This window comes from Pseudomonas wadenswilerensis, from assembly GCF_900497695.1.
Lineage (GTDB): Bacteria > Pseudomonadota > Gammaproteobacteria > Pseudomonadales > Pseudomonadaceae > Aquipseudomonas > Aquipseudomonas wadenswilerensis.
On the sequence record NZ_UIDD01000006.1, the window covers coordinates 38,122 to 60,024 of the forward strand.

General features: G+C 64.0%; 18 protein-coding genes. 13 read left to right on the forward strand and 5 right to left on the reverse strand.

What is annotated here, in order from left to right; genetic code table 11:
* The first annotated feature begins 69 nt into the window (after window positions 1-69).
* Window positions 70-969 (forward strand): 1-aminocyclopropane-1-carboxylate deaminase/D-cysteine desulfhydrase, encoded by a 900-nt coding sequence (locus tag CCOS864_RS09020; protein WP_115085998.1) that lies wholly within the window; start codon window positions 70-72, stop codon window positions 967-969.
* Here the strand turns inward: CCOS864_RS09020 and CCOS864_RS09025 are convergent.
* A complete protein-coding gene (locus CCOS864_RS09025; protein ID WP_095161640.1) occupies window positions 966-1,514 on the reverse strand; it encodes a cytochrome b in 549 nt (182 codons plus the stop codon). The genes CCOS864_RS09020 and CCOS864_RS09025 overlap by 4 nt on opposite strands.
* A gap of 172 nt (window positions 1,515-1,686) precedes the next feature.
* On the opposite strand from CCOS864_RS09025, the gene CCOS864_RS09030 reads away from it, so the two are divergent.
* The gene (locus CCOS864_RS09030) at window positions 1,687-2,973 is read left to right on the forward strand and encodes an arsenic transporter (RefSeq protein WP_038994216.1); all 1,287 of its coding nucleotides are present in this window, start codon (window positions 1,687-1,689) and stop codon (window positions 2,971-2,973) included.
* 100 nt (window positions 2,974-3,073) lie between these two features.
* Here CCOS864_RS09030 and CCOS864_RS09035 read toward each other — a convergent pair whose 3' ends face one another.
* Entirely contained in the window at window positions 3,074-4,018 is a 945-nt protein-coding gene (locus tag CCOS864_RS09035) for a DUF1853 family protein (protein WP_115085999.1), read from the reverse strand.
* Window positions 4,019-4,151: 133 nt separating this feature from the next.
* Between CCOS864_RS09035 and CCOS864_RS09040 the strand changes: the two genes are divergently transcribed.
* The 11 genes from CCOS864_RS09040 to CCOS864_RS09090 all read left to right on the forward strand — a co-directional run bounded on the left by CCOS864_RS09040 (window position 4,152) and on the right by CCOS864_RS09090 (window position 16,193).
* Window positions 4,152-5,042, forward strand: coding sequence for an NAD(+) kinase (locus tag CCOS864_RS09040; protein ID WP_010223281.1), 891 nt, complete (start codon window positions 4,152-4,154; stop codon window positions 5,040-5,042).
* The gene (locus tag CCOS864_RS09045) at window positions 5,039-6,013 is read left to right on the forward strand and encodes a metallophosphoesterase (RefSeq protein ID WP_177414843.1); all 975 of its coding nucleotides are present in this window, start codon (window positions 5,039-5,041) and stop codon (window positions 6,011-6,013) included. The genes CCOS864_RS09040 and CCOS864_RS09045 overlap by 4 nt, the downstream gene beginning before the upstream one ends.
* The gene (locus CCOS864_RS09050; RefSeq protein ID WP_115086001.1) at window positions 6,010-6,882 is read left to right on the forward strand and encodes a rhomboid family intramembrane serine protease; all 873 of its coding nucleotides are present in this window, start codon (window positions 6,010-6,012) and stop codon (window positions 6,880-6,882) included. The genes CCOS864_RS09045 and CCOS864_RS09050 overlap by 4 nt, the downstream gene beginning before the upstream one ends.
* A gap of 14 nt (window positions 6,883-6,896) precedes the next feature.
* The gene (locus CCOS864_RS09055; RefSeq protein ID WP_115086002.1) at window positions 6,897-7,157 is read left to right on the forward strand and encodes a YeaC family protein; all 261 of its coding nucleotides are present in this window, start codon (window positions 6,897-6,899) and stop codon (window positions 7,155-7,157) included.
* Entirely contained in the window at window positions 7,154-7,984 is an 831-nt protein-coding gene (locus CCOS864_RS09060) for a DUF2797 domain-containing protein (RefSeq protein ID WP_115086003.1), read from the forward strand. The genes CCOS864_RS09055 and CCOS864_RS09060 overlap by 4 nt, the downstream gene beginning before the upstream one ends.
* Before the next feature lie 15 nt (window positions 7,985-7,999).
* Window positions 8,000-10,657, forward strand: coding sequence for an aminopeptidase N (gene pepN, locus CCOS864_RS09065; RefSeq protein WP_115086004.1), 2,658 nt, complete (start codon window positions 8,000-8,002; stop codon window positions 10,655-10,657).
* 244 nt (window positions 10,658-10,901) lie between these two features.
* Entirely contained in the window at window positions 10,902-11,957 is a 1,056-nt protein-coding gene (locus CCOS864_RS09070; protein WP_115086005.1) for a WD40/YVTN/BNR-like repeat-containing protein, read from the forward strand.
* Window positions 11,958-11,977: 20 nt separating this feature from the next.
* Window positions 11,978-14,359, forward strand: coding sequence for an efflux RND transporter permease subunit (locus CCOS864_RS09075; protein ID WP_115086344.1), 2,382 nt, complete (start codon window positions 11,978-11,980; stop codon window positions 14,357-14,359).
* Window positions 14,360-14,505: 146 nt separating this feature from the next.
* The gene (locus tag CCOS864_RS09080; protein ID WP_115086006.1) at window positions 14,506-14,799 is read left to right on the forward strand and encodes a DUF5629 family protein; all 294 of its coding nucleotides are present in this window, start codon (window positions 14,506-14,508) and stop codon (window positions 14,797-14,799) included.
* A complete protein-coding gene (locus CCOS864_RS09085) occupies window positions 14,762-15,892 on the forward strand; it encodes a lactonase family protein (RefSeq protein WP_240047841.1) in 1,131 nt (376 codons plus the stop codon). Before CCOS864_RS09080 ends, CCOS864_RS09085 begins: the two co-directional genes overlap by 38 nt.
* 121 nt (window positions 15,893-16,013) lie before the next feature.
* The gene (locus CCOS864_RS09090) at window positions 16,014-16,193 is read left to right on the forward strand and encodes a hypothetical protein (protein ID WP_010223291.1); all 180 of its coding nucleotides are present in this window, start codon (window positions 16,014-16,016) and stop codon (window positions 16,191-16,193) included.
* 228 nt (window positions 16,194-16,421) lie between these two features.
* Here CCOS864_RS09090 and CCOS864_RS09095 read toward each other — a convergent pair whose 3' ends face one another.
* Genes CCOS864_RS09095 through CCOS864_RS09105 form a run of 3 tightly spaced genes read right to left on the reverse strand, consistent with a single transcriptional unit; the run spans window position 16,422 to window position 21,897 of the window.
* Window positions 16,422-17,015, reverse strand: a complete 594-nt coding sequence (locus CCOS864_RS09095) for a glutathione S-transferase (RefSeq protein ID WP_115086007.1) — start codon at window positions 17,013-17,015, stop codon at window positions 16,422-16,424.
* Complete coding sequence (locus tag CCOS864_RS09100) at window positions 17,012-20,659, reverse strand: AAA family ATPase (RefSeq protein ID WP_115086008.1); 3,648 nt, start codon at window positions 20,657-20,659, stop codon at window positions 17,012-17,014. Before CCOS864_RS09100 ends, CCOS864_RS09095 begins: the two co-directional genes overlap by 4 nt.
* Complete coding sequence (locus CCOS864_RS09105; protein ID WP_115086009.1) at window positions 20,656-21,897, reverse strand: exonuclease SbcCD subunit D C-terminal domain-containing protein; 1,242 nt, start codon at window positions 21,895-21,897, stop codon at window positions 20,656-20,658. Before CCOS864_RS09105 ends, CCOS864_RS09100 begins: the two co-directional genes overlap by 4 nt.
* Between the last annotated feature and the right edge of the window lie 6 nt (window positions 21,898-21,903).

The following is a 21,903-nucleotide window of genomic DNA, read 5'->3' on the forward strand; positions in this document are numbered from 1 at the left end:
CGCGGCGGGCCGCCGGGCCCGTCGCGCTGTTACACTGCGCGGCCCTGGCAGCCCTGTTGTGCCCCGCCCATGATCGGCAGATTCGACGACCTTCCCCTCGCACCCTTGCAACCCTTGCCCTTGAACTGGCTGCGCGCCCATGGCGTCGAGCTGGCGGTGTTGCGCCTGGACCTGATCGACCCGCTGATCAGCGGCAACAAGTGGTTCAAGCTGCTCGAACACCTGCGAATCGCCCAGGCCCAGGGTGCGCCCGGGGTGATCAGCCTCGGCGGCGCCCATTCCAATCACCTGCATGCCCTGGCGGCTGCCGGCGAGCGCTTTGGTTTTGCCACCGCAGGACTGCTGCGTGGCCATCCGCAGGACACACCGACCGTGCGCGACCTGCAGGCCTTCGGCATGCAGCTGCATTGGTTGGGGTATGGCGGTTATCGCGAGCGTCATCAACCGGGTTTCTGGCAGCCCTGGCAGGCGCTTTATCCAGGCTGGCAATGTGTCGCCGAAGGTGGGGGCGGGCCCTTGGGCGCCAAGGGCTGCGCCTTGATTGTCGAGCAGGCGCAAGCGCAATTGGCGGCGCTGGGCTGGGCGGATTATCACGGCTGGTGGCTGGCGGCCGGTACCGGTACCACCCTGGCCGGGCTGGTGTTGGCGGAAGCAGGCAGGCACGAGGTCCATGGCGCATTGGCCGTGCCGCTGGATCATGGCGTGCCCGAGGCTGTGCAAGCGCTGGTCGGCAAGGGCGGTTACCGCTTGCATGAGGCCTGCCGTGGCGGCTTTGCCAAGGTCGATGACGGGCTGTTGGCCTTTATGGCCGACTGCGAATCTGAAACTGGCATGCCGCTGGAACCGCTGTACACCGCCAAGGCCTTGCTGGCGCTGCGCCGGGAAGTCGAAGCCGGGGCCTTTGCCGCCGGCACCCGGCTGATCTTCCTGCACAGCGGCGGCCTGCAGGGCCGCCGCGGTTTTGCCTAGTTGTTGCGCGGCAGCATGCGCAACAAGGTGTTGTCGCGCTGCACGTAGTGATGGAACAGGCCGGCCACGGCATGCAGGCCGATCAGCCAGTAGCCCCAAGTGCCAATGCGCTCATGCCAACCCTTGATGAACTTGGCCAGGTCCGGGTCCGGGGCGACCAGCGCCGGCAGCTCGAAACCGTAGAAAGGGATCGGCTTGTTGGCGGCGCTGAGCAGCAGCCAGCCGGCCAGCGGCAGGCCGATCATCAGCAGGTACAGGGCCAGGTGCATCAAGTGCGCCAGGCCTGTTTGCCAGGCCGGTGGCGCCGGAATGATCGGCGGGGTCGGGCGACCCAGGCGCAGGGCCAGGCGCAGCCAGACCAGCACGAACACGCTCAGGCCCAGCATGAAGTGCAGGTCTTTCATCAAGGCGCGTTCGGCGCTGTCCTTGGGAAACATGCCGCGCAGTTCGATAAAGGCATAGACCGCCGCCAGCAGCACCAGCATCAGCCAGTGCAGGGCAATCGACAGGCCGCTGTAGCGGGCCTGGTTTTGGCTCAGAGTCATGGGTGTTCCTCATCATCAGGTCGAAGTCCGCGCTCTTCTGGCGCAGTCAGCTAACTGTAACTGCTTGCCAGCCGGTTACCCGGGCATTGCAGCAGAAATTCATCACGGCAACCTTGATCTGTCGCTAGAATCCGGCGCTTGTACCCACTCTAATCTGCAAGGCTTGTACTTCATGCTGATGGCATCACTGATTTTCCTGCTGACCATTACCCTGGTGATCTGGCAGCCCCGAGGCCTTGGCGTCGGCTGGAGTGCCACGGGCGGGGCGCTGCTGGCCTTGCTTTGCGGGGTGGTGCAGTGGAGCGATATCCCGGTGGTCTGGCAGATCATCTGGAACGCAACCGGTACTTTCATCGCCCTGATCATCATCAGCCTGCTGCTCGATGCCGCCGGCTTCTTCGCCTGGGCGGCGTTGCACGTGGCACGCTGGGGGCGCGGCAGTGGCCGGCGCTTGTTCTGCTATATCGTGCTGCTGGGGGCGCTGGTGTCGGCGCTGTTCGCCAATGATGGCGCGGCGCTGATCCTCACCCCGATCGTGGTGGCCATGCTTCTGGCCCTGCGCTTCAGCCCGGCGGCGACCCTGGCCTTCGTCATGGCCGCGGGCTTCATTGCCGACACGGCCAGCTTGCCGCTGGTGGTGTCGAACCTGGTCAACATCGTCTCTGCCGACTTCTTCGGCATCGGCTTCAACCGCTATGCGGCGGTGATGGTGCCGGTCAACCTGGTCGCCGTGGCGGCGACCCTGGCGGTGCTGTTGTGGTACTTCCGTCGGGACATCCCGGCTGACTATGATCCGCTGCAACTGGATGCGCCGCGCAGCGTGGTGCAGGACCCGGCGACTTTTGTCGCCGGCTGGCTGGTGTTGTTGATCCTGCTCCTGGGTTGCTTTGCCCTGGAGCCGCTGGGCATTCCCATCAGCGCGATTTCGGCGGTGTGTGCACTGGTGTTGCTGCTGGTGGCGGCACGCGGGCACAAAATCTCCACGCGCAAGGTGCTCAAGGAGGCGCCCTGGCATATCGTGGTGTTCTCCTTGGGGATGTACCTGGTGGTCTACGGCCTGCGCAATGCCGGGCTGACCGACTACCTGGCCGGCTGGCTCGACGGTTTTGCCGCGGGCGGGGTGTGGGGCGCGGCGCTGGGCACCGGGCTGCTGACTGCCGTGCTGTCGTCGATCATGAACAACCTGCCAACGGTGCTGATCGGCGCCTTGTCGATCGATGCCAGTACCGCCACGGGTGTGGTCAAGGAGGCGATGATCTACGCCAACGTGATCGGCAGCGACCTGGGGCCGAAAATCACCCCGATTGGCAGCCTGGCGACGCTTTTGTGGTTGCATGTGCTGGAGCGCAAGGGGGTGAAGATTGGCTGGGGGTATTACTTCAAGGTCGGGATTGTGCTGACGGTGCCGGTGTTGTTGCTGACCCTGGTGGCGCTGGCGCTGCGGTTGACTGTGGTTTAGGGCTGGCCTGATCGCGGGGCAAGCCCGCTCCCACAGTAGATCTGTGTGCATGTGGGAGCTGGCTTGCCGGCGATCGCCTGCGCAGCAGGCGCAAAACCTGTCACCCCGGCAGGTTCGGCCATAAGTCCGAAACCAGGAACAAGCGCTCGGCTTCCTCCCAGTCGCCACGCTCACCCGCGACCAGCCGCACCAGCAACTGCGCTGGCGCCAGCGGGTCTAGGGCCTGCAGCCAGGTGGCGAAGCGCTGTGCCGACCAGCAGTCCTGCACCGGGTAACAGGCCGGCGCCAGCCAGGCATGGCGCGGCAACGGCTGCCAGCGACCGGGCGCACTCTGGGCACGGAACGCTGCCCAGTCACGCTGGTGCAACCAGCGCCCACGCAGATGCTGCGGATTCGCTCCTTGCGGCGGTTGCGCCTGCCCCGGCCAGGGATAAAGCAGGTAACCGCCCAGCCACAACTGTGCACTGAACTGCTCGATCTCCAGCGCCGCCAGCGCTTCGCGGCTTTCGCTGCGGGCCGAAATCGGCAGTTGATGCTCGGCCAGGTGCGCAAGCTTGCGGTCCAGGCGGTCGTGACAACCGGGCCCCAGCCACTGCGCCGGGTTATCGCCATTGCCGCTTTGCGGTCCCAGGTACAGCTTGATCGCCAGCTCCAGGTGGTGCACGCCGTCGCTGTCGCGCAGCAGCAGGTCCAGCTCGCCGAGGGTATGCCCGCCGTTGCGGATCGGCAGGTTGGCGGCCAGCAGAGTCACTCCGGGGGCATGCTGGAGGACGAACTGCCATAGACGTTCGTAGTACAGCCCCAGGCGCCGGGTGCTGGCCTGGGCCAGCCAGTGCAGCAGGGCGTGGCTGTCGCGGTCTTGCTCGAGCAGCCACTGGCGCAGTTGTTCAGGCTCGGCCACCCAGCGGCTGGCCGCCAGCGGATGACGCTGCGGCCACGGCGTATCGCGCAGCATCGGCGGCGCAAGAATGACCCAAGCCAGGTCGCGCACCTGGGGCTGGTGCAACTGGCAGGGCAGGTCGGTCAGGCTGGGGAACGGGTTCATTCAGCGAGCATAGCCGCTCAGCCTGTGCGCTTGCTGAATTTCTCCGGGGTTTGCCGCTGCCCGGCGCTTTCGCCCATAATCGAACTCTTTGGCGAGCATCGCCTTTTTACCCGCCGCAGAGCCCTGGAGCCCCATGGAGCAATTTCGCAATATCGGTATCATCGGACGGCTGGGCAGCTCCCAGGTGCTCGATACCATTCGCCGACTGAAAAAATTCCTGCTGGAGCGGCATCTGCACGTCATCCTCGAGGACACCATCGCCGAAGTCCTGCCCGGCCATGGCCTGCAGACCTCGACCCGCAAGCTGCTGGGTGAAGTGTGCGACCTGGTGATCGTCGTCGGTGGCGACGGCAGCCTGCTCGGCGCCGCCCGCGCCCTGGCCCGGCATAATATTCCGGTGCTGGGCATCAACCGCGGCAGCCTGGGCTTTCTGACCGACATTCGCCCCGATGAGCTTGAAGTCAAAGTCGCCGAGGTGCTCGACGGCCACTACCTGGTGGAAAACCGCTTCCTGCTGCAGGCCGAAGTCCGTCGTCACGCCGAAGCCATCGGCCAGGGCGACGCCCTCAACGATGTGGTGCTGCACCCGGGCAAGTCGACGCGGATGATCGAGTTCGAGATCTACATCGATGGCCAGTTCGTCTGCAGCCAGAAAGCCGACGGCCTGATCGTCGCCACCCCGACCGGCTCGACCGCCTACGCGCTGTCGGCGGGCGGGCCGATCATGCACCCCAAGCTCGACGCCATCGTCATCGTGCCGATGTACCCGCACACCCTGTCCGGGCGGCCGATCGTGGTCGACGGCAACAGCGAGCTGAAAATCGTCGTGTCCAAGGACCTGCAGATCTACCCGCAGATTTCCTGTGACGGCCAGAACCATTTCACCTGCGCCCCCGGCGATACCATCACGGTGAACAAGAAGCCGCAGAAGCTGCGTCTGATCCACCCGCTGGATCACAATTACTATGAGGTCTGCCGGACCAAGCTCGGCTGGGGCAGCCGCCTGGGTGGTGGAGGCGAGTGATGCTCGATCCCGCTCGCAGTTTCGACCTGATCGGTGACGTGCACGGCTGTGCACACACCCTCGAACGCCTGCTCGACGCCCTTGGCTACAAGCGCCAGGGCGGCGTCTGGCGTCATCCGTCGCGCCAGGCGCTGTTTCTGGGCGACATCATCGACCGTGGCCCGCGGATTCGCGAAGCGCTGCACATCGTCCATGACATGGTCGATGCTGGCCAGGCCTACTGCATCATGGGCAACCACGAGTACAACGCCCTGGGCTGGAACACTCCGGCCCTGCCCGAGAGCGGCAAGCACTACGTGCGCGAGCACACTCCGCGCCACGGGCGGCTGATCTACGAGACCCTGACCCAGTTCGAACAGCATCCGGGCGACTGGCATGATTTTCTCGAGTGGTTCTACGAGCTACCGCTGTTCATCGACGCCGGGCGGTTCCGCCTGGTGCACGCCTGCTGGGACGCGCGCCTGATCGACCCGCTGCGCCAGCAATACCCGGACGGGCGTATCGACGAGCATTTCATCCAGGCCTCGGCCGTGCCGGAAAGCTTTGCCGCCACGGTCTGCAACCGCCTGTTGCGCGGTACCGACATGCGCCTGCCGGACGGCCTGACCCTGACCGGTGGCGACGGCCTGACCCGCGCGTTTTTCCGCACCAAGTTCTGGGAGGAAGACCCGCAGACCTACGGCGATATCGTCTTCCAGCCCGATGCCTTGCCCGAGCAGGTGGCCAACGCGCCGCTCAGCCACAGCCAGAAGAACGCCTTGCTGCGCTACAGCGAGGACGAACCGATGCTGTTCGTCGGCCATTACTGGCGCAGCGGCAAACCGGCGCCGATCCGCGCCAACCTGGCCTGCCTGGACTACAGTGCGGTGCTGTACGGCAAACTGGTCGCTTACCGCCTGGATGCTGAAACCCGCATCGACCCGCGCAAGTTCGTCTGGGTCGATGTCGACCGGCCGGAGGCCAGCCAATGAGTGCAGTAGTGGTTTTACGCATGCCGTTGAGTACCGATCTCAGCGGCTTTGTCGGCCTGTTGCGGCGCCTGCAGGTGCCGCACCGGGTCAGCGAGGAGGGCGGCGACCAGGTGTTGTGGGTGGCCGAGAACCTCGCCGAAGACGTGCGCCAGCTGTACCAGCGCTTCCCCGAGGGCAATGCCGAGTTCGAACTGCCGGCCGACACCGCCTTGGCCGCACCGGCGCGGCCGAGCATCGGCGAGCAGTTGCGCGCCAGCAAGGCAACGGCGGCGATCCTGCTGCTGTGCCTGATCGTCGCCGGCCTCACCGGCCTTGGCGACAACTTCGCCACCTTGAGCTGGCTGACCTTCCTCGATTTTCGCGTGCAGGGCGACTACCTGTACTTCACCCCGCTGGCCGCCAGCCTTGCCGATGGCCAGTGGTGGCGCCTGTTCACGCCGATGCTGGTGCATTTCGGCATCCTCCACCTGGCCATGAACGGCCTCTGGTACTGGGAACTGGGCCGGCGCATCGAGCTGCGCCAGGGCCCGTGGAACCTGCTCGGCATGACCTTGCTGTTCAGCCTGGTGTCCAACGCCGCCCAGTACCTGTTTGGCGGCCCGAGCCTGTTCGGCGGCCTGTCGGGGGTGCTCTACGGCTTGCTCGGACACATCTGGCTGTACCAGTGGCTGGCGCCCAACCCGGTGTATCGCATGCCCCGCGGCGTGCTGGTGATGATGCTGGTCTGGCTGCTGCTGTGCCTGTCCGGTTTGATCAGCCTGCTCGGCTTCGGCCAGATCGCCAACGCCGCCCATGTCGGCGGGCTGTTGGTCGGTTGCCTGAGCGGGCTCTTGGGCGGGGCGCTGGCCCGGCGTAAACTGACCGCTTGATTTTGGGAGACGTTATGTCCACTTTTGCGCAAATGATCGAAAACATCACCCCGGAAATCTACGAAAGCCTGAAACTGGCTGTGGAACTGGGTAAATGGGCAGACGGGCGCAAGCTCACCACCGAGCAGAAAGAGCTGTCGCTGCAGGCGGTGATCGCCTGGGAACTGCAGAATCTGCCCGAAGAAGAGCGTACCGGCTACATGGGCCCGCAGGAATGCAGCTCGAAGTCGGCACCGGTGCCGAACCTTCTGTTCAAGTCGGATGCGATCCATTGATCGAACTCGGCCGCGGCTCCATCAGTAAAATGTCGGCGCGTCTCGATGCGCCGGTGGTGCAGTACGCTTTTCGCCTGGGCGAGCAGGAAGTGCCGGTCAACCCCTTGATCGGCAAGACCGTGCGCCTGGAATACCTCGGTGCCATCCATTGCAGCCACTGCGGGCGCAAGACCAAGACCAGTTTCAGCCAGGGTTACTGCTACCCGTGCATGACCAAGCTTGCGCAGTGCGACGTGTGCATCATGGCCCCGGAAAAATGCCACTACGATCAGGGCACCTGCCGCGAACCCTCGTGGGGCGAGCAGTTCTGCATGACCGATCATGTGGTGTACCTGGCCAACTCCTCGGGCATCAAGGTCGGCATTACCCGCGCGACCCAGTTGCCAACGCGCTGGCTCGACCAGGGTGCCAGCCAGGCGCTGCCGATCGTGCGGGTTGCCACCCGCCAGCAATCGGGGCTGGTCGAAGACCTGTTCCGCAGTCAGGTGGCCGACCGTACCAACTGGCGCGCCTTGCTCAAGGGCGATGCCGAGGCGGTCGACCTGCTGGCCGTGCGCCAGCAACTGTTCGACAGCTGCGCCGAGGGCTTCAGTGCCTTGCAGGCGCGATTCGGCCTGCAGGCGATCCAGCCGCTGACTGACGCCGAGGTCCTGGAAATCCGCTACCCGGTCGAGGCCTACCCGAGCAAGATCGTCAGCTTCAACCTGGACAAGAATCCCGTGGCTGAAGGCACGCTGCTGGGCATCAAGGGCCAGTACCTGATCTTCGACACCGGCGTGATCAATATTCGCAAATACACGGCGTACCAGCTCGCCGTGCATCAGTAAAAAAAGGACTGCCACATGCGTACCGAACAGCCGCAAGTGATCTACCTCAAGGACTATCAGGCCCCCGAGTACCTGATTGACGAGACGCACCTGACCTTCGAACTGTTCGAGGACCACAGCCTGGTCCACGCGCAGCTGGTCATGCGCCGCAACCCGGCCCGCGGCGCCGGCCTGCCGCCGCTGGTGCTCGACGGCCAGCAGCTGGAGCTGCTCAGCGTCGCCCTGGACGACCAGGTGCTGAACGCAGGCGCCTACCAGCTCGACGACAGCCACCTGACCGTGCAGCCGACGGCGGCGACCTTCACCCTCGACACCAGCGTGAAGATCCACCCCGAGCGCAACACTGCCCTCGAAGGCCTGTACAAGTCCGGCAGCATGTTCTGTACCCAGTGCGAGGCCGAGGGTTTTCGCAAGATCACCTACTACCTCGACCGCCCGGACGTGATGAGCAAGTTCACCACCACGGTGATCGCCGAGCAGCATCGCTACCCGGTGCTGCTGTCCAACGGCAACCCGGTCGGTACGGGCCCGCAGGAAGACGGCCGGCACTGGGCGACCTGGGAAGACCCGTTCATGAAACCGGCCTACCTGTTCGCCCTGGTCGCCGGCGACCTGTGGTGCGTCGAAGACAAGTTCACCCGCCAGTCGGGCCGTGACGTGACCCTGCGCATCTATGTCGAGCCGGAAAACATCGACAAGTGCCAGCACGCCATGACCAGCCTGAAGAAGTCCATGCGCTGGGACGAAGAAGTCTATGGCCGCGAGTACGACCTGGACATCTTCATGATCGTCGCGGTCAACGACTTCAACATGGGCGCCATGGAAAACAAGGGCCTGAACATCTTCAACTCCAGCTGCGTGCTGGCCCGCGCCGAAACCGCGACCGACGCCGCCCACCAGCGGGTCGAGGCGGTGGTCGCCCACGAGTACTTCCACAACTGGTCGGGCAACCGCGTGACCTGCCGCGACTGGTTCCAGCTGTCGCTCAAGGAAGGTTTCACGGTGTTCCGTGACTCCGAGTTCAGTGCCGACATGAACTCGCGCACGGTCAAGCGCATCGAGGACGTCGCCTACCTGCGCACCCACCAGTTCGCCGAAGATGCCGGCCCCATGGCCCACGCCGTGCGCCCCGACAGCTTCATCGAGATTTCCAACTTCTACACCCTGACCGTGTACGAGAAGGGCTCGGAAGTGGTGCGCATGGTTCGCACCCTGCTTGGTGCCGAGGGTTTTCGCAAAGGCAGCGACCTGTACTTCGAGCGCCATGATGGCCAGGCCGTAACCTGCGACGACTTCATCAAGGCCATGGAAGACGCCAACGGCGTCGACCTGACCCAGTTCAAGCGCTGGTACAGCCAGGCCGGCACGCCGCGCCTGGCGGTCAGCGAGGCTTACGACAGCGCTGCACAGACCTACAGCCTGACCTTCCGTCAGAGCTGCCCGGCAACCCCGGACAAGGTCGAGAAGAAGCCGTTCGTGATCCCGGTGGAACTGGGCCTGCTCGATGCCCAGGGCAATGACATCGCCCTGCGCCTGCAAGGTGAAGCGGCAGCAGACGGCACCTCGCGGGTGTTGTCGGTAACCGAAGCCGAGCAGACCTTCACCTTCGAGGGCATCGCCGCCAAGCCGCTGCCATCGCTACTGCGTGGTTTCAGCGCACCGGTCAAGCTGAGCTTCCCCTATGACCGTGACCAGCTGATGTTCCTCATGCAGCACGACAGTGATGGTTTCAACCGCTGGGAAGCGGGGCAGCAGCTGTCGGTGCAGGTCTTGCAGGAGTTGATTGCCCAGCACCAACAGGGCGCCAGGCTGGTTCTTGATCAGCGCCTGGTGACCGCGTTGGGCACGGTGCTGGCCAACGAGCAACTGGACCAGGCCATGGTCGCCGAAATGCTCTCGTTGCCAAGTGAGGCCTACCTCACCGAAATCAGCGAAGTGGCCGACGTCGATGCCATCCACGCCGCTCGCGAGTTTGCCCGCAAGCAGATCGCCGAGCAGCTGTTCGACGCCCTGAGTGCACGTTATCAGGCCAACCGCGCGGTTTCGCGTGGCACCGAGTATGTTGCCGAGGCCGAGCACTTCGCCCGCCGCAGCCTGCAGAACATCGTGCTGTCGTACCTGATGCTCAGCGCCAAGCCTGACGTGCTGGCGGCGACCCTGGAGCAGTTCGACGCCTGTGACAACATGACCGAGCGCCTTACCGCCCTGGCCGTGCTGGTCAACTCGCCGTTCGAGGCCGAACGGGCCAAGGCCCTGGAAGGCTTTGCCGAGCACTTCAAGGACAATCCGCTGGTCATGGATCAATGGTTCAGCGTGCAGGCGGCCAGCACCCTGCCGGGCGGCCTGGCACGGGTCAAGGCGCTGATGCAGCACCCGGCCTTCACCATGAAGAACCCGAACAAGGTCCGCGCCCTGATCGGTGCCTTTGCCGGGCAGAACCTGGTCAACTTCCATGCGGCCGATGGTTCGGGTTATCGCTTCCTGGCGGACCTGGTGATCGAGCTCAACGCGCTCAACCCGCAGATCGCTTCGCGCCAATTGGCGCCGCTGACCCGCTGGCGCAAATACGACAGCGCGCGTCAGGCGCTGATGAAAGGTGAGCTGGAGCGCATTCTGGCGTCGGGTTCGTTGTCCAGCGATGTGTATGAAGTCGTGAGCAAAAGTCTGGCCTGATGGCCTCATCGCGGGTCAAGCCCGCTCCCACAGGGAACTGCATGTACCGACCCTGTGGGAGCTGGCTTGCCAGCGATTGCTTCCCCGCAAATCCTGCGCTTAACAAAAGATAACGTCCCGTTCGTTGTCAGTCCTTTGCAAACCCCGATAGGATGGCTCTCAGCTATTGCGGGGCTCTGGAACAAGGTTTTTGCAGTACCTGCATATAGATTGACCCAAATAACAATAAACGGGGGATAGATCTATGACTGAGCCTGTCATGGCGGGTCTCGGCGGTGCTGCGCGTAAAGCCGGCAATCGCCCTTGGGCATTGGCCGCCAGCGGCTTGCTGGTATTGGCGATCGGGCTATGGGCCAACACGGCCGAAGCCGCAGCCGCGCAAACCGATGTCTACTCCACCGAATCGTCCAAGGCGGTAAAAAGCCTGCTGCTGGACGTCACCAAGGCAGGCGCGCGCCTGGTCGCCGTCGGTGATCGTGGCCATATCCTGTTTTCCGATGACCAGGGCAAGACCTGGACCCAAGCCAAGGTGCCAACCCGGCAACTGCTTACTGCCGTCTATTTCGTCGACGACAAGCACGGCTGGGCCGTCGGCCACGATGCGCAGATCCTTGCCAGCACTGACGGTGGCGCCACCTGGAGCAAACAGTTCGAAGACCTGGCGCGTGAAGCGCCGTTGCTCGATGTCTGGTTCAAGGACACTCAGCACGGTATCGCCGTGGGCGCTTATGGCGCATTGCTGGAAACCACCGACGGCGGCAAGCACTGGAACGATGTCGGCGACCGGCTGAACAACGAAGACCAGCTCCACCTCAACGGCATCGCTGCGGTCAAAGACGCTGGCCTGTTTATCGTCGGCGAGCAGGGCAGCATGTTCCGCTCCAGCGACGACGGCCAGACCTGGGAAAAGCTCGAAGGCCCCTATGAAGGCTCGCTGTTCGGCGTCACTGGCACCGCCCAGTCGCGTACCTTGCTGGCCTACGGATTGCGCGGCAACCTCTACCGCTCCACGGATTTTGGCGATAGCTGGCAACAGATCGAATTGAAAGCCGCGCGCGGCAACCTCGAATTTGGCCTGGCAAGCGCTACGCTTCTCGATGATGGCAGCCTGGTATTGGTGGGCAATGGCGGCAGCGTGCTGCGCAGCAGCGACGACGGCCAGAGCTTCAACGTGTTCAACCGGGCCGATCGCATCGCCCTGGCCGGCGTCAGCGGGCTGAGTGAAGGGCGCCTGGTGCTGGTAGGCCAGGGTGGCGTGCACCTGGCTTCGGCCCAGGGCGCCGAAGGAGTGCAGCCATGACCCGTCAGGAGCAGTTCAACATGAATCAGCAGCAACACCATCAGGACAAGGCGACCTTGCTCGAACGCCTGATCTTCAACAACCGCCCGGTGGTGATCCTCATCTGCCTGCTGGTCAGCGTGTTCCTGTTCTGGCAGGCCACGCAGATTCGTCCGTCCACCAGCTTCGAGAAAATGATCCCGCTTGAGCATCCCTTCATCGAGAAGATGCTCGAACACCGCAATGACCTGGCCAACCTCGGCAACACCGTGCGCATCTCGGTAGAGGCCACCGACGGCGATATCTTCAGCAAGGAGTACATGGAAACCCTGCGTCAGGTGCATGACGAGGTGTTCTACATTCCCGGCGTCGACCGTTCCGGCCTGAAATCGCTGTGGAGCCCCAGCGTGCGCTGGACCGAAGTGACCGAAGAGGGCTTCGCCGGTGGCGAAGTCATCCCGCAGACCTACAACGGCTCGGCCGACAGCCTCGACCAGTTGCGCAACAACGTGCTCAAGTCCGGACAGGTCGGGCGCCTGGTGGCCAACAACTTCAAATCGAGCATCATCGACATTCCGCTGCTGGAGTCCTACCCGGACCCGCAGGACCAGGGCAAGCTGATCAAGCTCGACTACCAGCAGTTCTCCCATCAGCTCGAGGAGAAGATCCGCGACAAGTTCCAGGCCCAGAACCCCAATGTGAAGGTGCACATCGTCGGCTTCGCCAAGAAGGTCGGTGACCTGATCGATGGCCTGATGATGGTGGCGATGTTCTTCGGTATCGCCCTGGTGATCACCTGGGTGCTGCTGTACTGGTTCACTTGGTGCATCCGCAGCACCATCGCCGTGCTGATCACCACCCTGGTGGCGGTGGTCTGGCAGCTGGGGCTGATGCATGCGGTGGGCTTCGGCCTTGACCCGTACTCGATGCTGGTGCCGTTTTTGATCTTCGCCATCGGCATCTCCCACGGGGTGCAGAAGATCAACGGCATCGCCTTGCAGTCCAGTGATGCCGACAACGCCCTGACCGCTGCGCGGCGCACCTTCCGGCAATTGTTCCTGCCGGGGATGATCGCCATTCTGGCTGACGCCGTGGGCTTCATCACCCTGCTGATCATCGACATCGGGGTGATCCGCGAGCTGGCCATCGGTGCGTCGATCGGTGTGGCGGTGATCGTCTTCACCAACCTGATCCTGCTGCCGGTGGCGATCTCCTATGTCGGCATCAGCAAGAAGGCCATCGAGCGCAGCAAGAAGGATGCGACCCGCGAACATCCGTTCTGGCGCCTGCTGTCCAACTTTGCCAGCGCCAAGGTCGCGCCGGTGTCCATCGTCCTGGCCTTGCTGGCCTTCGGTGGCGGCCTCTGGTACAGCCAGAACCTGAAGATCGGCGACCTCGACCAGGGTGCGCCGGAGCTGCGTCCGGACTCGCGCTACAACCAGGACAACGCCTTCATCATCAACAACTACTCGACCAGTTCCGACGTGCTGGTGGTGATGGTCAAGACCCCGACCGAAGGCTGCTCGGTGCACTCGACCATGGCACCGGTCGACGAGCTGATGTGGAAGATGGAGAACACCCCGGGGGTGCAGTCGGCGATCTCGCTGGTGACCGTGTCCAAGCAGATGATCAAGGGCATGAACGAGGGCAACCTGAAATGGGAAAGCCTGTCGCGCAACCCGGACGTGCTCAACAGTTCGATCTCCCGTGCTGACGGCCTGTACAACGCCGACTGCTCGTTGGCGCCGGTGCTGGTCTTCCTCAACGATCACAAGGCCGAGACCCTCGACCGTGCGGTCAAGGCTGTGCAGGAATTTGCCGACACCCACAACAAGGAAGGCCTGGAGTTCCTCCTGGCGGCCGGTAACGCGGGTATCGAGGCGGCCACCAACGAAGTGATCAAGTCGGCCGAGCTGACCATTCTGATCCTGGTGTACATCTGCGTGGCGGTGATGTGCATGATCACCTTCCGTTCCTTCGCTGCGACCCTGTGCATCGTCCTGCCGCTGGTGCTGACCTCGGTGCTGGGCAACGCGCTGATGGCCTACATGGGCATCGGCGTCAAGGTCGCGACCCTGCCGGTGGTGGCACTGGGCGTGGGTATCGGCGTGGACTACGGCATCTACATCTACAGCCGCCTGGAGAGCTTCCTGCGCGCCGGGTTGCCGCTGCAGGAAGCCTACTACCAGACCCTCAAGTCCACCGGCAAGGCGGTCCTGTTCACCGGCCTGTGCCTGGCCATCGGCGTGTGCACCTGGATCTTCTCGGCGATCAAGTTCCAGGCCGACATGGGCCTGATGCTGACCTTCATGCTGCTATGGAACATGTTCGGCGCGCTGTGGCTGTTGCCGGCACTGGCGCGGTTCCTGATCAAGCCGGAGAAAATGGCGGGCAAGCAGGGCGGTTCGATTTTCGCCCATTGACCGGTGCAGTAATCGGGGCTACTTCGTAGCCCATCGCCGGCAAGGCCGGCTCCCACAGGTGCGCATTACCTGTGGGAGCCGGCCTTGCCGGCGATGCTTTTGATGATCGGGTATCATGGGGTTTTCCCGCCAGTGATCTTCCTGCAATGACAACCCTCTCCCAAGCCCTCGAATCCTGCGACATGCTCCTGATCGACGGCCTGCACGCTTTTGACTTCACCTTCGACGAAACCGGCCTGCATATCGCGCTGATGGACGGCCGCGTTCCTAAACAATGGTCGTTCACCCCGGAGCAGATCGGCGCCGCCCGCGCTGAAGGTGCCGACTGGCTGATCAACGCCGGCACTGGCGAGCATCGGCTAGTCTGTATGAGTGCCTTTAGTGCCCGCGATGAGGAAGACGATGACGCGCCTGCTGAAGAACCTGCTGATCGCCAGTAGCATGAGCCTGACTCTCACTGCCCAGGCCCACGACCTGCTGGTCGGCAGCTATACCGCAGGCAGCAGCGAAGGCATCTACCGCTACCGCTTCAACAGCGACAGCGGCCAGATCGACCCTACGCCGCTGCAGATCCTCATGAGCGAAAACCCGTCCTGGCTGACCCTCTCGGTCGACAAGCGCCTGCTATTCGCGGTCAACGAGAATGGCGCCGGCAACGGCCAGGTCAGCAGTTTTGCCATTGGCAAGGACGGCAGCCTCAAGGCCCTGAACCAGGTGCCAAGCCTGGGCGATGAGCCGACCCACTCCAGCCTCAGCCATGACCAGCGCTACCTGTTCGTTGCCAATTACGGCGTATTGCCTGCCCCCGGCGGCAGCCTCAGTGTGTTGCCAGTCGACCGTAACGGCCACCTGCAGGCTTCGGTGCAACAAGACCGGCACAAGCCCAGCGGCGTCAACCCGGAGCGCCAGACCGGACCGCACGTGCACTCGGTGGTGTCATCCGACGACGGCGAATACGTGTTCGCCAGCGACCTGGGTGCCGACAAGGTATTTGTCTACCGATACGACGGCGCCAGTCCCAAGCAGCCACTGAGCGCGGTCGAGCCGGTAAGCCTGCCGCCGGGTAGCGGGCCGCGCCATTTGCTGTTTGACCGTGACGGCAAGCATGCCTACCTGACCCTGGAAATGAGCGCGCAAGTGGTGGCGTTCGACTATCAGGACGGCAAGCTGGCAGAGCTTCAGCGCCTGCCATTGACCGAGCTGACCGATGCCTCGGCCAGGGCGGCGGGGGCCTTGCACCTGTCGGCTGACGGGCGCTTTCTGTATGTCAGCAATCGCGGCACGGCCAACGAACTGCTGGTGTTTGCCGTCGATGACAAGACCGGCAAGCTGATGCAGGTGCAGCGGCGCAGTGTCGAAGGCGATCACCCACGGGAGTTCGCCCTCGACCCCACCGGCAAGTTCCTCCTGGTGGCCAACCAGAAGAGCAACGAGATCGTGGTGATCCGCCGTGATCCGCGCAGTGGCCTGCTGGGCGAAACCGTGCAGAAGCTGGCCCAGGATGCACCGTCGGACCTGAAGTTCGTCAACTGACTATCAATTGCCTTGATGTTTGCTACTGCTGCAATGAATTTCTGTGCGCCGCGCCAGCGGCGTAAGTTTGAACCACGGCCCCAGGCGGCCACTTCAAACCACAGACTTCGAGGTCAGCGCCATGAACTTCAACCTTTTCCCGGTCATCGCCGCTTCCGCCATTTCTGCTTCGGTGGTCCTGCCGGCCAACGCCCATGTCGAGCTCAGCGAGCGCAAATCGTCGACCCAGAGCTACACCCAGAAGTACCTGCAACAAAGCGCCAACTTCTATGCCGCGCTGGACCACAAGTCGCAGCACTGAGCCGGTAGATTTTTCTGGTAATAGCACATCGCCATGTGATTGAATTTGACGCTAATTTATTGACGTCAGGGGATAACACATGAAATGGCGAATTCTGGCGGTGTTGCTGTTCCTCTATTCTTCGCCGATTCTGGCGCTGTAGCTTCTGGCCTCATCGCTGGCAAGCCAGCTCCCACCATGGCCCTGCATGCCCAGGCCCCTGTGGGAGCTGGCTTGCCAGCGATGGGTTCAACGCGCCATGATCGCCTTGAACAATGCCGACTCCAGCCAGCCCTGCAACCATGCCCGCAAGTGCGGGTAGGGCGCCTGGGCGAACCACTCAGGCTCCACCCCGGCGAACTGGCGCATCAATGGCAGCAATGCCGCGTCCGCCAGGCTTGGATGATCAGCGAACAGGTACGCCTGCTGCGCCAGTCGTTCATCCAGCTCGGCGAGCCAGGTTTCAGCCGGTGCCCGGTACTCTTCACGTGAGTGCTGCGGGTAGCGTTCAGCATATTTGTACAGATTGACCTGCGCCTTGAACTCGCGATCATTGCGTTCGATCAGCGTATCGGCGGCCTGGGCCGCCTGCGGGTCGGCCGCGAGTTGCCAGTCCTGCGGATCATGCCGGGCCAGGGCCCAGCGCATGATATCCAGGCTTTCCTCCAGCACCCGCTCACCTGTACTCAACACCGGCACTGTGCCCTTGGGCGAAAGTGCCAGCAGCTCGGCCGGCTTGGCCTTGAGGCTGACTTCGCGGACCTCCACCGGGCACTGGGCATAACGCAGGGCCAGGCGCGCACGCATGGCCCAGGGGCAGCGACGGAACGAGTAGAGGATCATCCGCTGACCTCCACCGTACTCAGGCCATTGCCCTGGCGGCGAACCTGGATCTGCACCGGAATGCGCTCATGCATCTCCTGCACGTGGGAAATCACCGCGACCTTGCGGCCCTGGGCCTGCAAGCCATCGAGGGCGTCCATGGCCAGTTGCAGCGATTCGGGGTCGAGGCTGCCGAAACCTTCGTCGATAAACAGCGATTCGATGCGTAGGGTGCTCGAAGCCATCGACGCCAGGCCCAAGGCCAGGGCCAGCGAAACCAGGAAGGTTTCACCGCCCGACAGTGAATGCACCGAGCGCAGCTCATCACCCATTTCCGTATCCAGCACCAACAGGCCGAGCAGGCTGCCACCACGCTTGAGCCGGTAGCGCCGGGCCAGCTGGCGCAACTGGGCGTTGGCGTGGTGCACCAGCAGGTCGAGGTTGTAGCCCTGGGCAATCTTGCGGAAGGTGTCGCCGGTGGCCGAGCCGATCAGGGCGTTGAGCCGTGCCCAGCGCTGCCACTCGCTGTAGGCACCGGCGATCTGATCGGCCAGGGCCTGGTGCGCCAGTTGCCGGCGCTGGTCTTCGGCCTGGGCGGCACGCAGTTCGGCGCAGCTCTGTTCGCTGGCCGCCAGTTGCAGCTGCAGGCTGGCGAAGTCCTGTTCCAACGCTTCGCTGGTGAGTTCGGCATTGCCCTGGGCCTGGTGTTGATCCAGGCGCTGCTGGCGCTCCTGCAGCAGGGTACGGGCCTGTTCGATGGCTTTTTCTGCGTCCTGCAGCCCTTGGCGCAGTTGCGCCACGGCGTTGTCGCCGAAGGCCAGTAACTGCTCCAGGCCGCTGTCGTCCAGCTCCGGATGGCCCTGGCGCCACTGTTCGATCTGGCCGCGAACCTCATGGTGTTCCTGCTCCAGCGCGCTCAGGCGTTCACCCTTGGCCTTGAGCTCGGCAGTCAGTTCGATCAACCGCGCCTGGGTATCCTGCAACTGCTGGCCTGCCTGGGCTTCGGCCTGGCGCGCGTGCTCCACGGCCTGTTCCAGATGCTGCTGCCAGTGTTCGGCGCCGGCCTGCTCGCCGAGCAAGCTGGCGAGGCTGTCGCGGCTGAGTTGATGTTGGCGTTCCAGGTCGCTGAACTGCTGTTGCAATTCTTCCTGCTTCTGAACCCGTGCCTGCTGCTGCAACTGGGCCTTGTCCAGCTTTTGCTGGCGCTCGCCGTGCTCCTGCTGTTCGTCCTTTTGCCGTTGCAGCAGGTCCAGGCGCAGGGCCAGTTGCTGGTCCAGGCGCATGAAGGCGGCAGCTGGCTCCTGGCGCAGGTCATCGAGAACTTCGGTTGGCAACAGGGTGGCGAAACTGGCCAGGTCCTGCTCCAGGCGTTCTTCGTCACTGGCCAGCGCCGTTTGCTGCTGGCTCAGGTGCTGGTTGGCCTGCTGGCTGGCGTCTTGGGCTGCCTGCAATTGCTGTTGCAGGCGGCTGGCGTCTTTTTGCAGGGTCAGCAGGGCGTTCTGGCGCTGTTCGTCACGACTGATGTCGTGGTTCAGGTTGCGCGCCTGCAAGTCCAGCCAGGTGCTGCGCTGGCTGGCGTCCTGGTCGGCCAGCGACGGGTACAGCGGGTGCGCTTCGAGGCTGGGCAGCAACGCGTGTTGCTGGTTGCCCAGTTGTTCCTGCTGGTGCAGGTATTCCTTGATCTGGCCGTTGACGCCACCCAGTTGAGTGCGCAGTTCATCGAGCTGTTTCTTCAGCTCGTCGACCATTTGCTGCGCGTTGGCCTCTTCGTTCTGGTCGTGGCGGCCGAGGCTTTGCAGCAGGGCTTCGGGCTGATGATAAGGGTGCTCCTGGCTACCGCACACGGGGCAGGGCTGGTCATCCTGCAGCTGCGCGCGCAGCTCTTCGACGCTCTGGCTGCGGGCCAGGCGCTGGCGTTCGAGCAACTGGCGGGTCACATTCAGCGCCTGCTCGGCGGCGGTCAGCTGGTTCTTGCCATTGAGGCCTTCGCCGATCAACTGCTCGCGCTGCTTCAGGGCCGCTTGCTGGCGTTCGCGCAAGGCTTGCAGGCGCAGTTCGAGGTCCTGCTGGTTGCTCCACAGCCGGCTCAGTTCTTCGATCTGGCGCTGTTGCTGGCGGTTTTTCTGCAGCAGCTCGCCGAGCAGGCCGATCTGTTCGGCCAGGGCTTGGGGTTCTGCCTCGGCTTCGCGGTAGAGCAGGGCCAGGGCGGCGCGCTGCTCCTCAAGCTGGGCACTGGCCTGACTGGCGCGTTGCTGCAGGCCGGGCAGCTCGGCACGGCCCTGGTTGAGGCGGTTGCCCAGCTGCATCAGTTGTTGCAGGCGGTCGCGATAGGCACTCCAGGCTTCACTCAGCCCGGCCAGCGGCGCGCTTTGTGCGAGCTGTTCGCTGATCTGCTGCAGGCGCTCTTCGTTCAGGCGTTGCTGTTCATTGAGGCTCAGCAGCTGGTGCTGGCCTTCGGCACTGGCCTGATCGGCCTGTTGCTTGAGCGTCGAGCTATGGGCCAGTTCCTGTTGCAGGCGGGCCAGGGTGTTCTGCTCGGCAAAGGCCTGGCGCACCAACGGCGCGCTTTCGGTTTGTTGTGCCAGGGCCTGGGCGAGGGCTGCGTGGGCCTTGCCCAGGTCGTCCTGCAGTTGCTGCTGGTGGCCATGCAACAGGTCATGCTGCTGGCGCTGCGCGGCTATGCTCTCGGCCAGCGGGCTGAGCTGGGCATTGAGCGCCTGCTGGCGGGCAAACTGGTGACGCTGCGGCGCCAGCTGTTCCAGACGCGCGAGTTTCAGCCGCTCGCTGTGCAGGCTGTCGTTGTGCTGCTGGGCACTGTGCAGTTGCGCCGTGCTGGTCTGCACCTGTTCCTGCAGTTGCAACAGCTCGGTGAGCCAGCTGCGCTGCTGTTCAAGCTGGCGCAGTTGCGCCTGTTCGGCCTTGAACCGATCGAGGGCCCCGCTGTAGCGCTGGTCTAGTTCGGCGCGGGCCTCGGCGGCCATGGGCATCACGCCGCTGGCCTGGTCCTGCAGGGCCTTGTGCGCCTCTTCGGCTTCCTTGCTCTTGCTGTAGGCGCGGCGGCCCAGCTGGCTGTAGATCGCCGTGTTGGTAAGCTTTTCCAGCAGCTCGCTGCGCTCTTTGTCATCGGCCTTGAGGAAGGCGCTGAACTCGCTCTGGGCCAGCATCACCGCACGGGTGAACTGTTCGAAGTTCAGGCCCAGGCGCGACTCGATCAGTTGCTTGTATTCGGCCTTGCTCTGGTTGCTCAGCAGCTGGTCGCTGTCCAGGTCATGCAGGCTCTGACGGCTGCCTTGCAGCTTGCCGTTGGCCTTGTCGCGGGCGCGGTTGGTTTCCCAGCGGGCGCGGTAGCGCCGGCCGTCAATGCCGACGAAATCCACCTCGGCAAAGCCGCTGCCCGAACCCCGACGCAGCAAGGTGCGCGGGTCGCTGGTGAGGATGTCGCTGTCGACCTCCGGCAGCTTGGTCTCGCGGCCGATGTTGTTCAGCCGCGGCACGGCGCCGAACAGCGCCAGGCACAGGGCGTCGAGCAGGGTGCTCTTGCCGGCGCCGGTGGGCCCGGTGATGGCGAACAGGCCGGCGCTGGCCAGCGGCTCGGCGGTGAAGTCGATTTCGATCGGGCCTTCCAGGGAGGCCAGGTTCTTCAGGCGGATGGCGAGAATCTTCATGGCTGTTCTTCCTCCTGCTGGACGTCCTGCAGCAACAAGGCAAAGTCGGCCAGGGTCTGTTCATCGACAACATTGCCATAGGCCTGCTCCCAGGCGCGGCTGAACAGCTCGTGCGGGGTCAGTTGGCCCAGTTCCAGCAAGTCGGCGCTGCCGTCATCTTCGCTGCGGCCGTTGCCGGCATATTCGGCAGCGATGCGCACCAGGCGCACGGCCTTGCCGTGCAGGGCGCCTTCGAGCTGGGCGCGCAGGTCGGGCAGGGGCTCGTCCAGGCGTACGCGGATCTCCAGCCAGGGTTGGCGCTGCGGATCGTCCAGCAGGTCGACTACCGGCAGCTCGGCCAGTTGCTCAAGTACTTCGGCCAGCGGTGCCGGGCCCAGCCGTTGCAGGTGCACGGCGCGCGGCACCAGGCGCGATTCGACGCTGGCCAGGTTGGCGCCGTCGAGTTCGATTTCGAGGATCTGGTGTTGATAGCCGATTTCCGAGAACGACAGCGGGATTGGCGAACCGCTGTAGCGGATGCGCTCCTCCCGGTTGACCTTCTGCGGCTTGTGCAGGTGGCCGAGGGCGACGTAGCTGATCTGCGGAGCGAACAGGCGTGCCGGCAGGGCTTCGGCGTTGCCGATGATCAGGCTGCGTTCGGAGTCTTCCGAGACCGAGCCACCGGCCATGTGCGCGTGGCTCACGGCAATCAGCGCCTGACCGGCCTTGCGCCGTTGCAGGGCGGCGGCGATGAGTTTTTCGTGGACCTGGGCGATGCCCCGCAGGTAGTCATCGCCCAGGTGTGCGCCGGTGACTTCCGCCGGGCGCAGGAACGGCAGCGCCAGGCACCAGGCGGCGACCTTGCCCTTGGCGTTGGTCAGCGGAATCAACAGGCGTTCGCTGTCCAGTTCACCTTCATCCAGCCATTGCACGCGGCCCAGGGCGTAGGTGCGCAGGCGGCGCATCAGCGGCGCCGGCAGTTCGATGCGCGAGCCGGAGTCGTGGTTGCCGGCGATCATCACGATGTTCAGCTTGGGCTGCTGTTCGTGGGCCTGGACGATGAAGTCGTAGAGCCGCTCCTGGGCTTTGACCGGCGGATTGACGGTGTCGAAGATGTCGCCGGCAATCAGCAGGGCATCGGGCTGGCGCAGCTTGAGCTGGCCGAGCAGCCAATCGAGAAAACAGGCGTGTTCGAAATCGCGTTCCTGGCCGTGCAGGGTTTGACCCAGGTGCCAGTCGGAGGTGTGAAACAGACGCATGAAGGG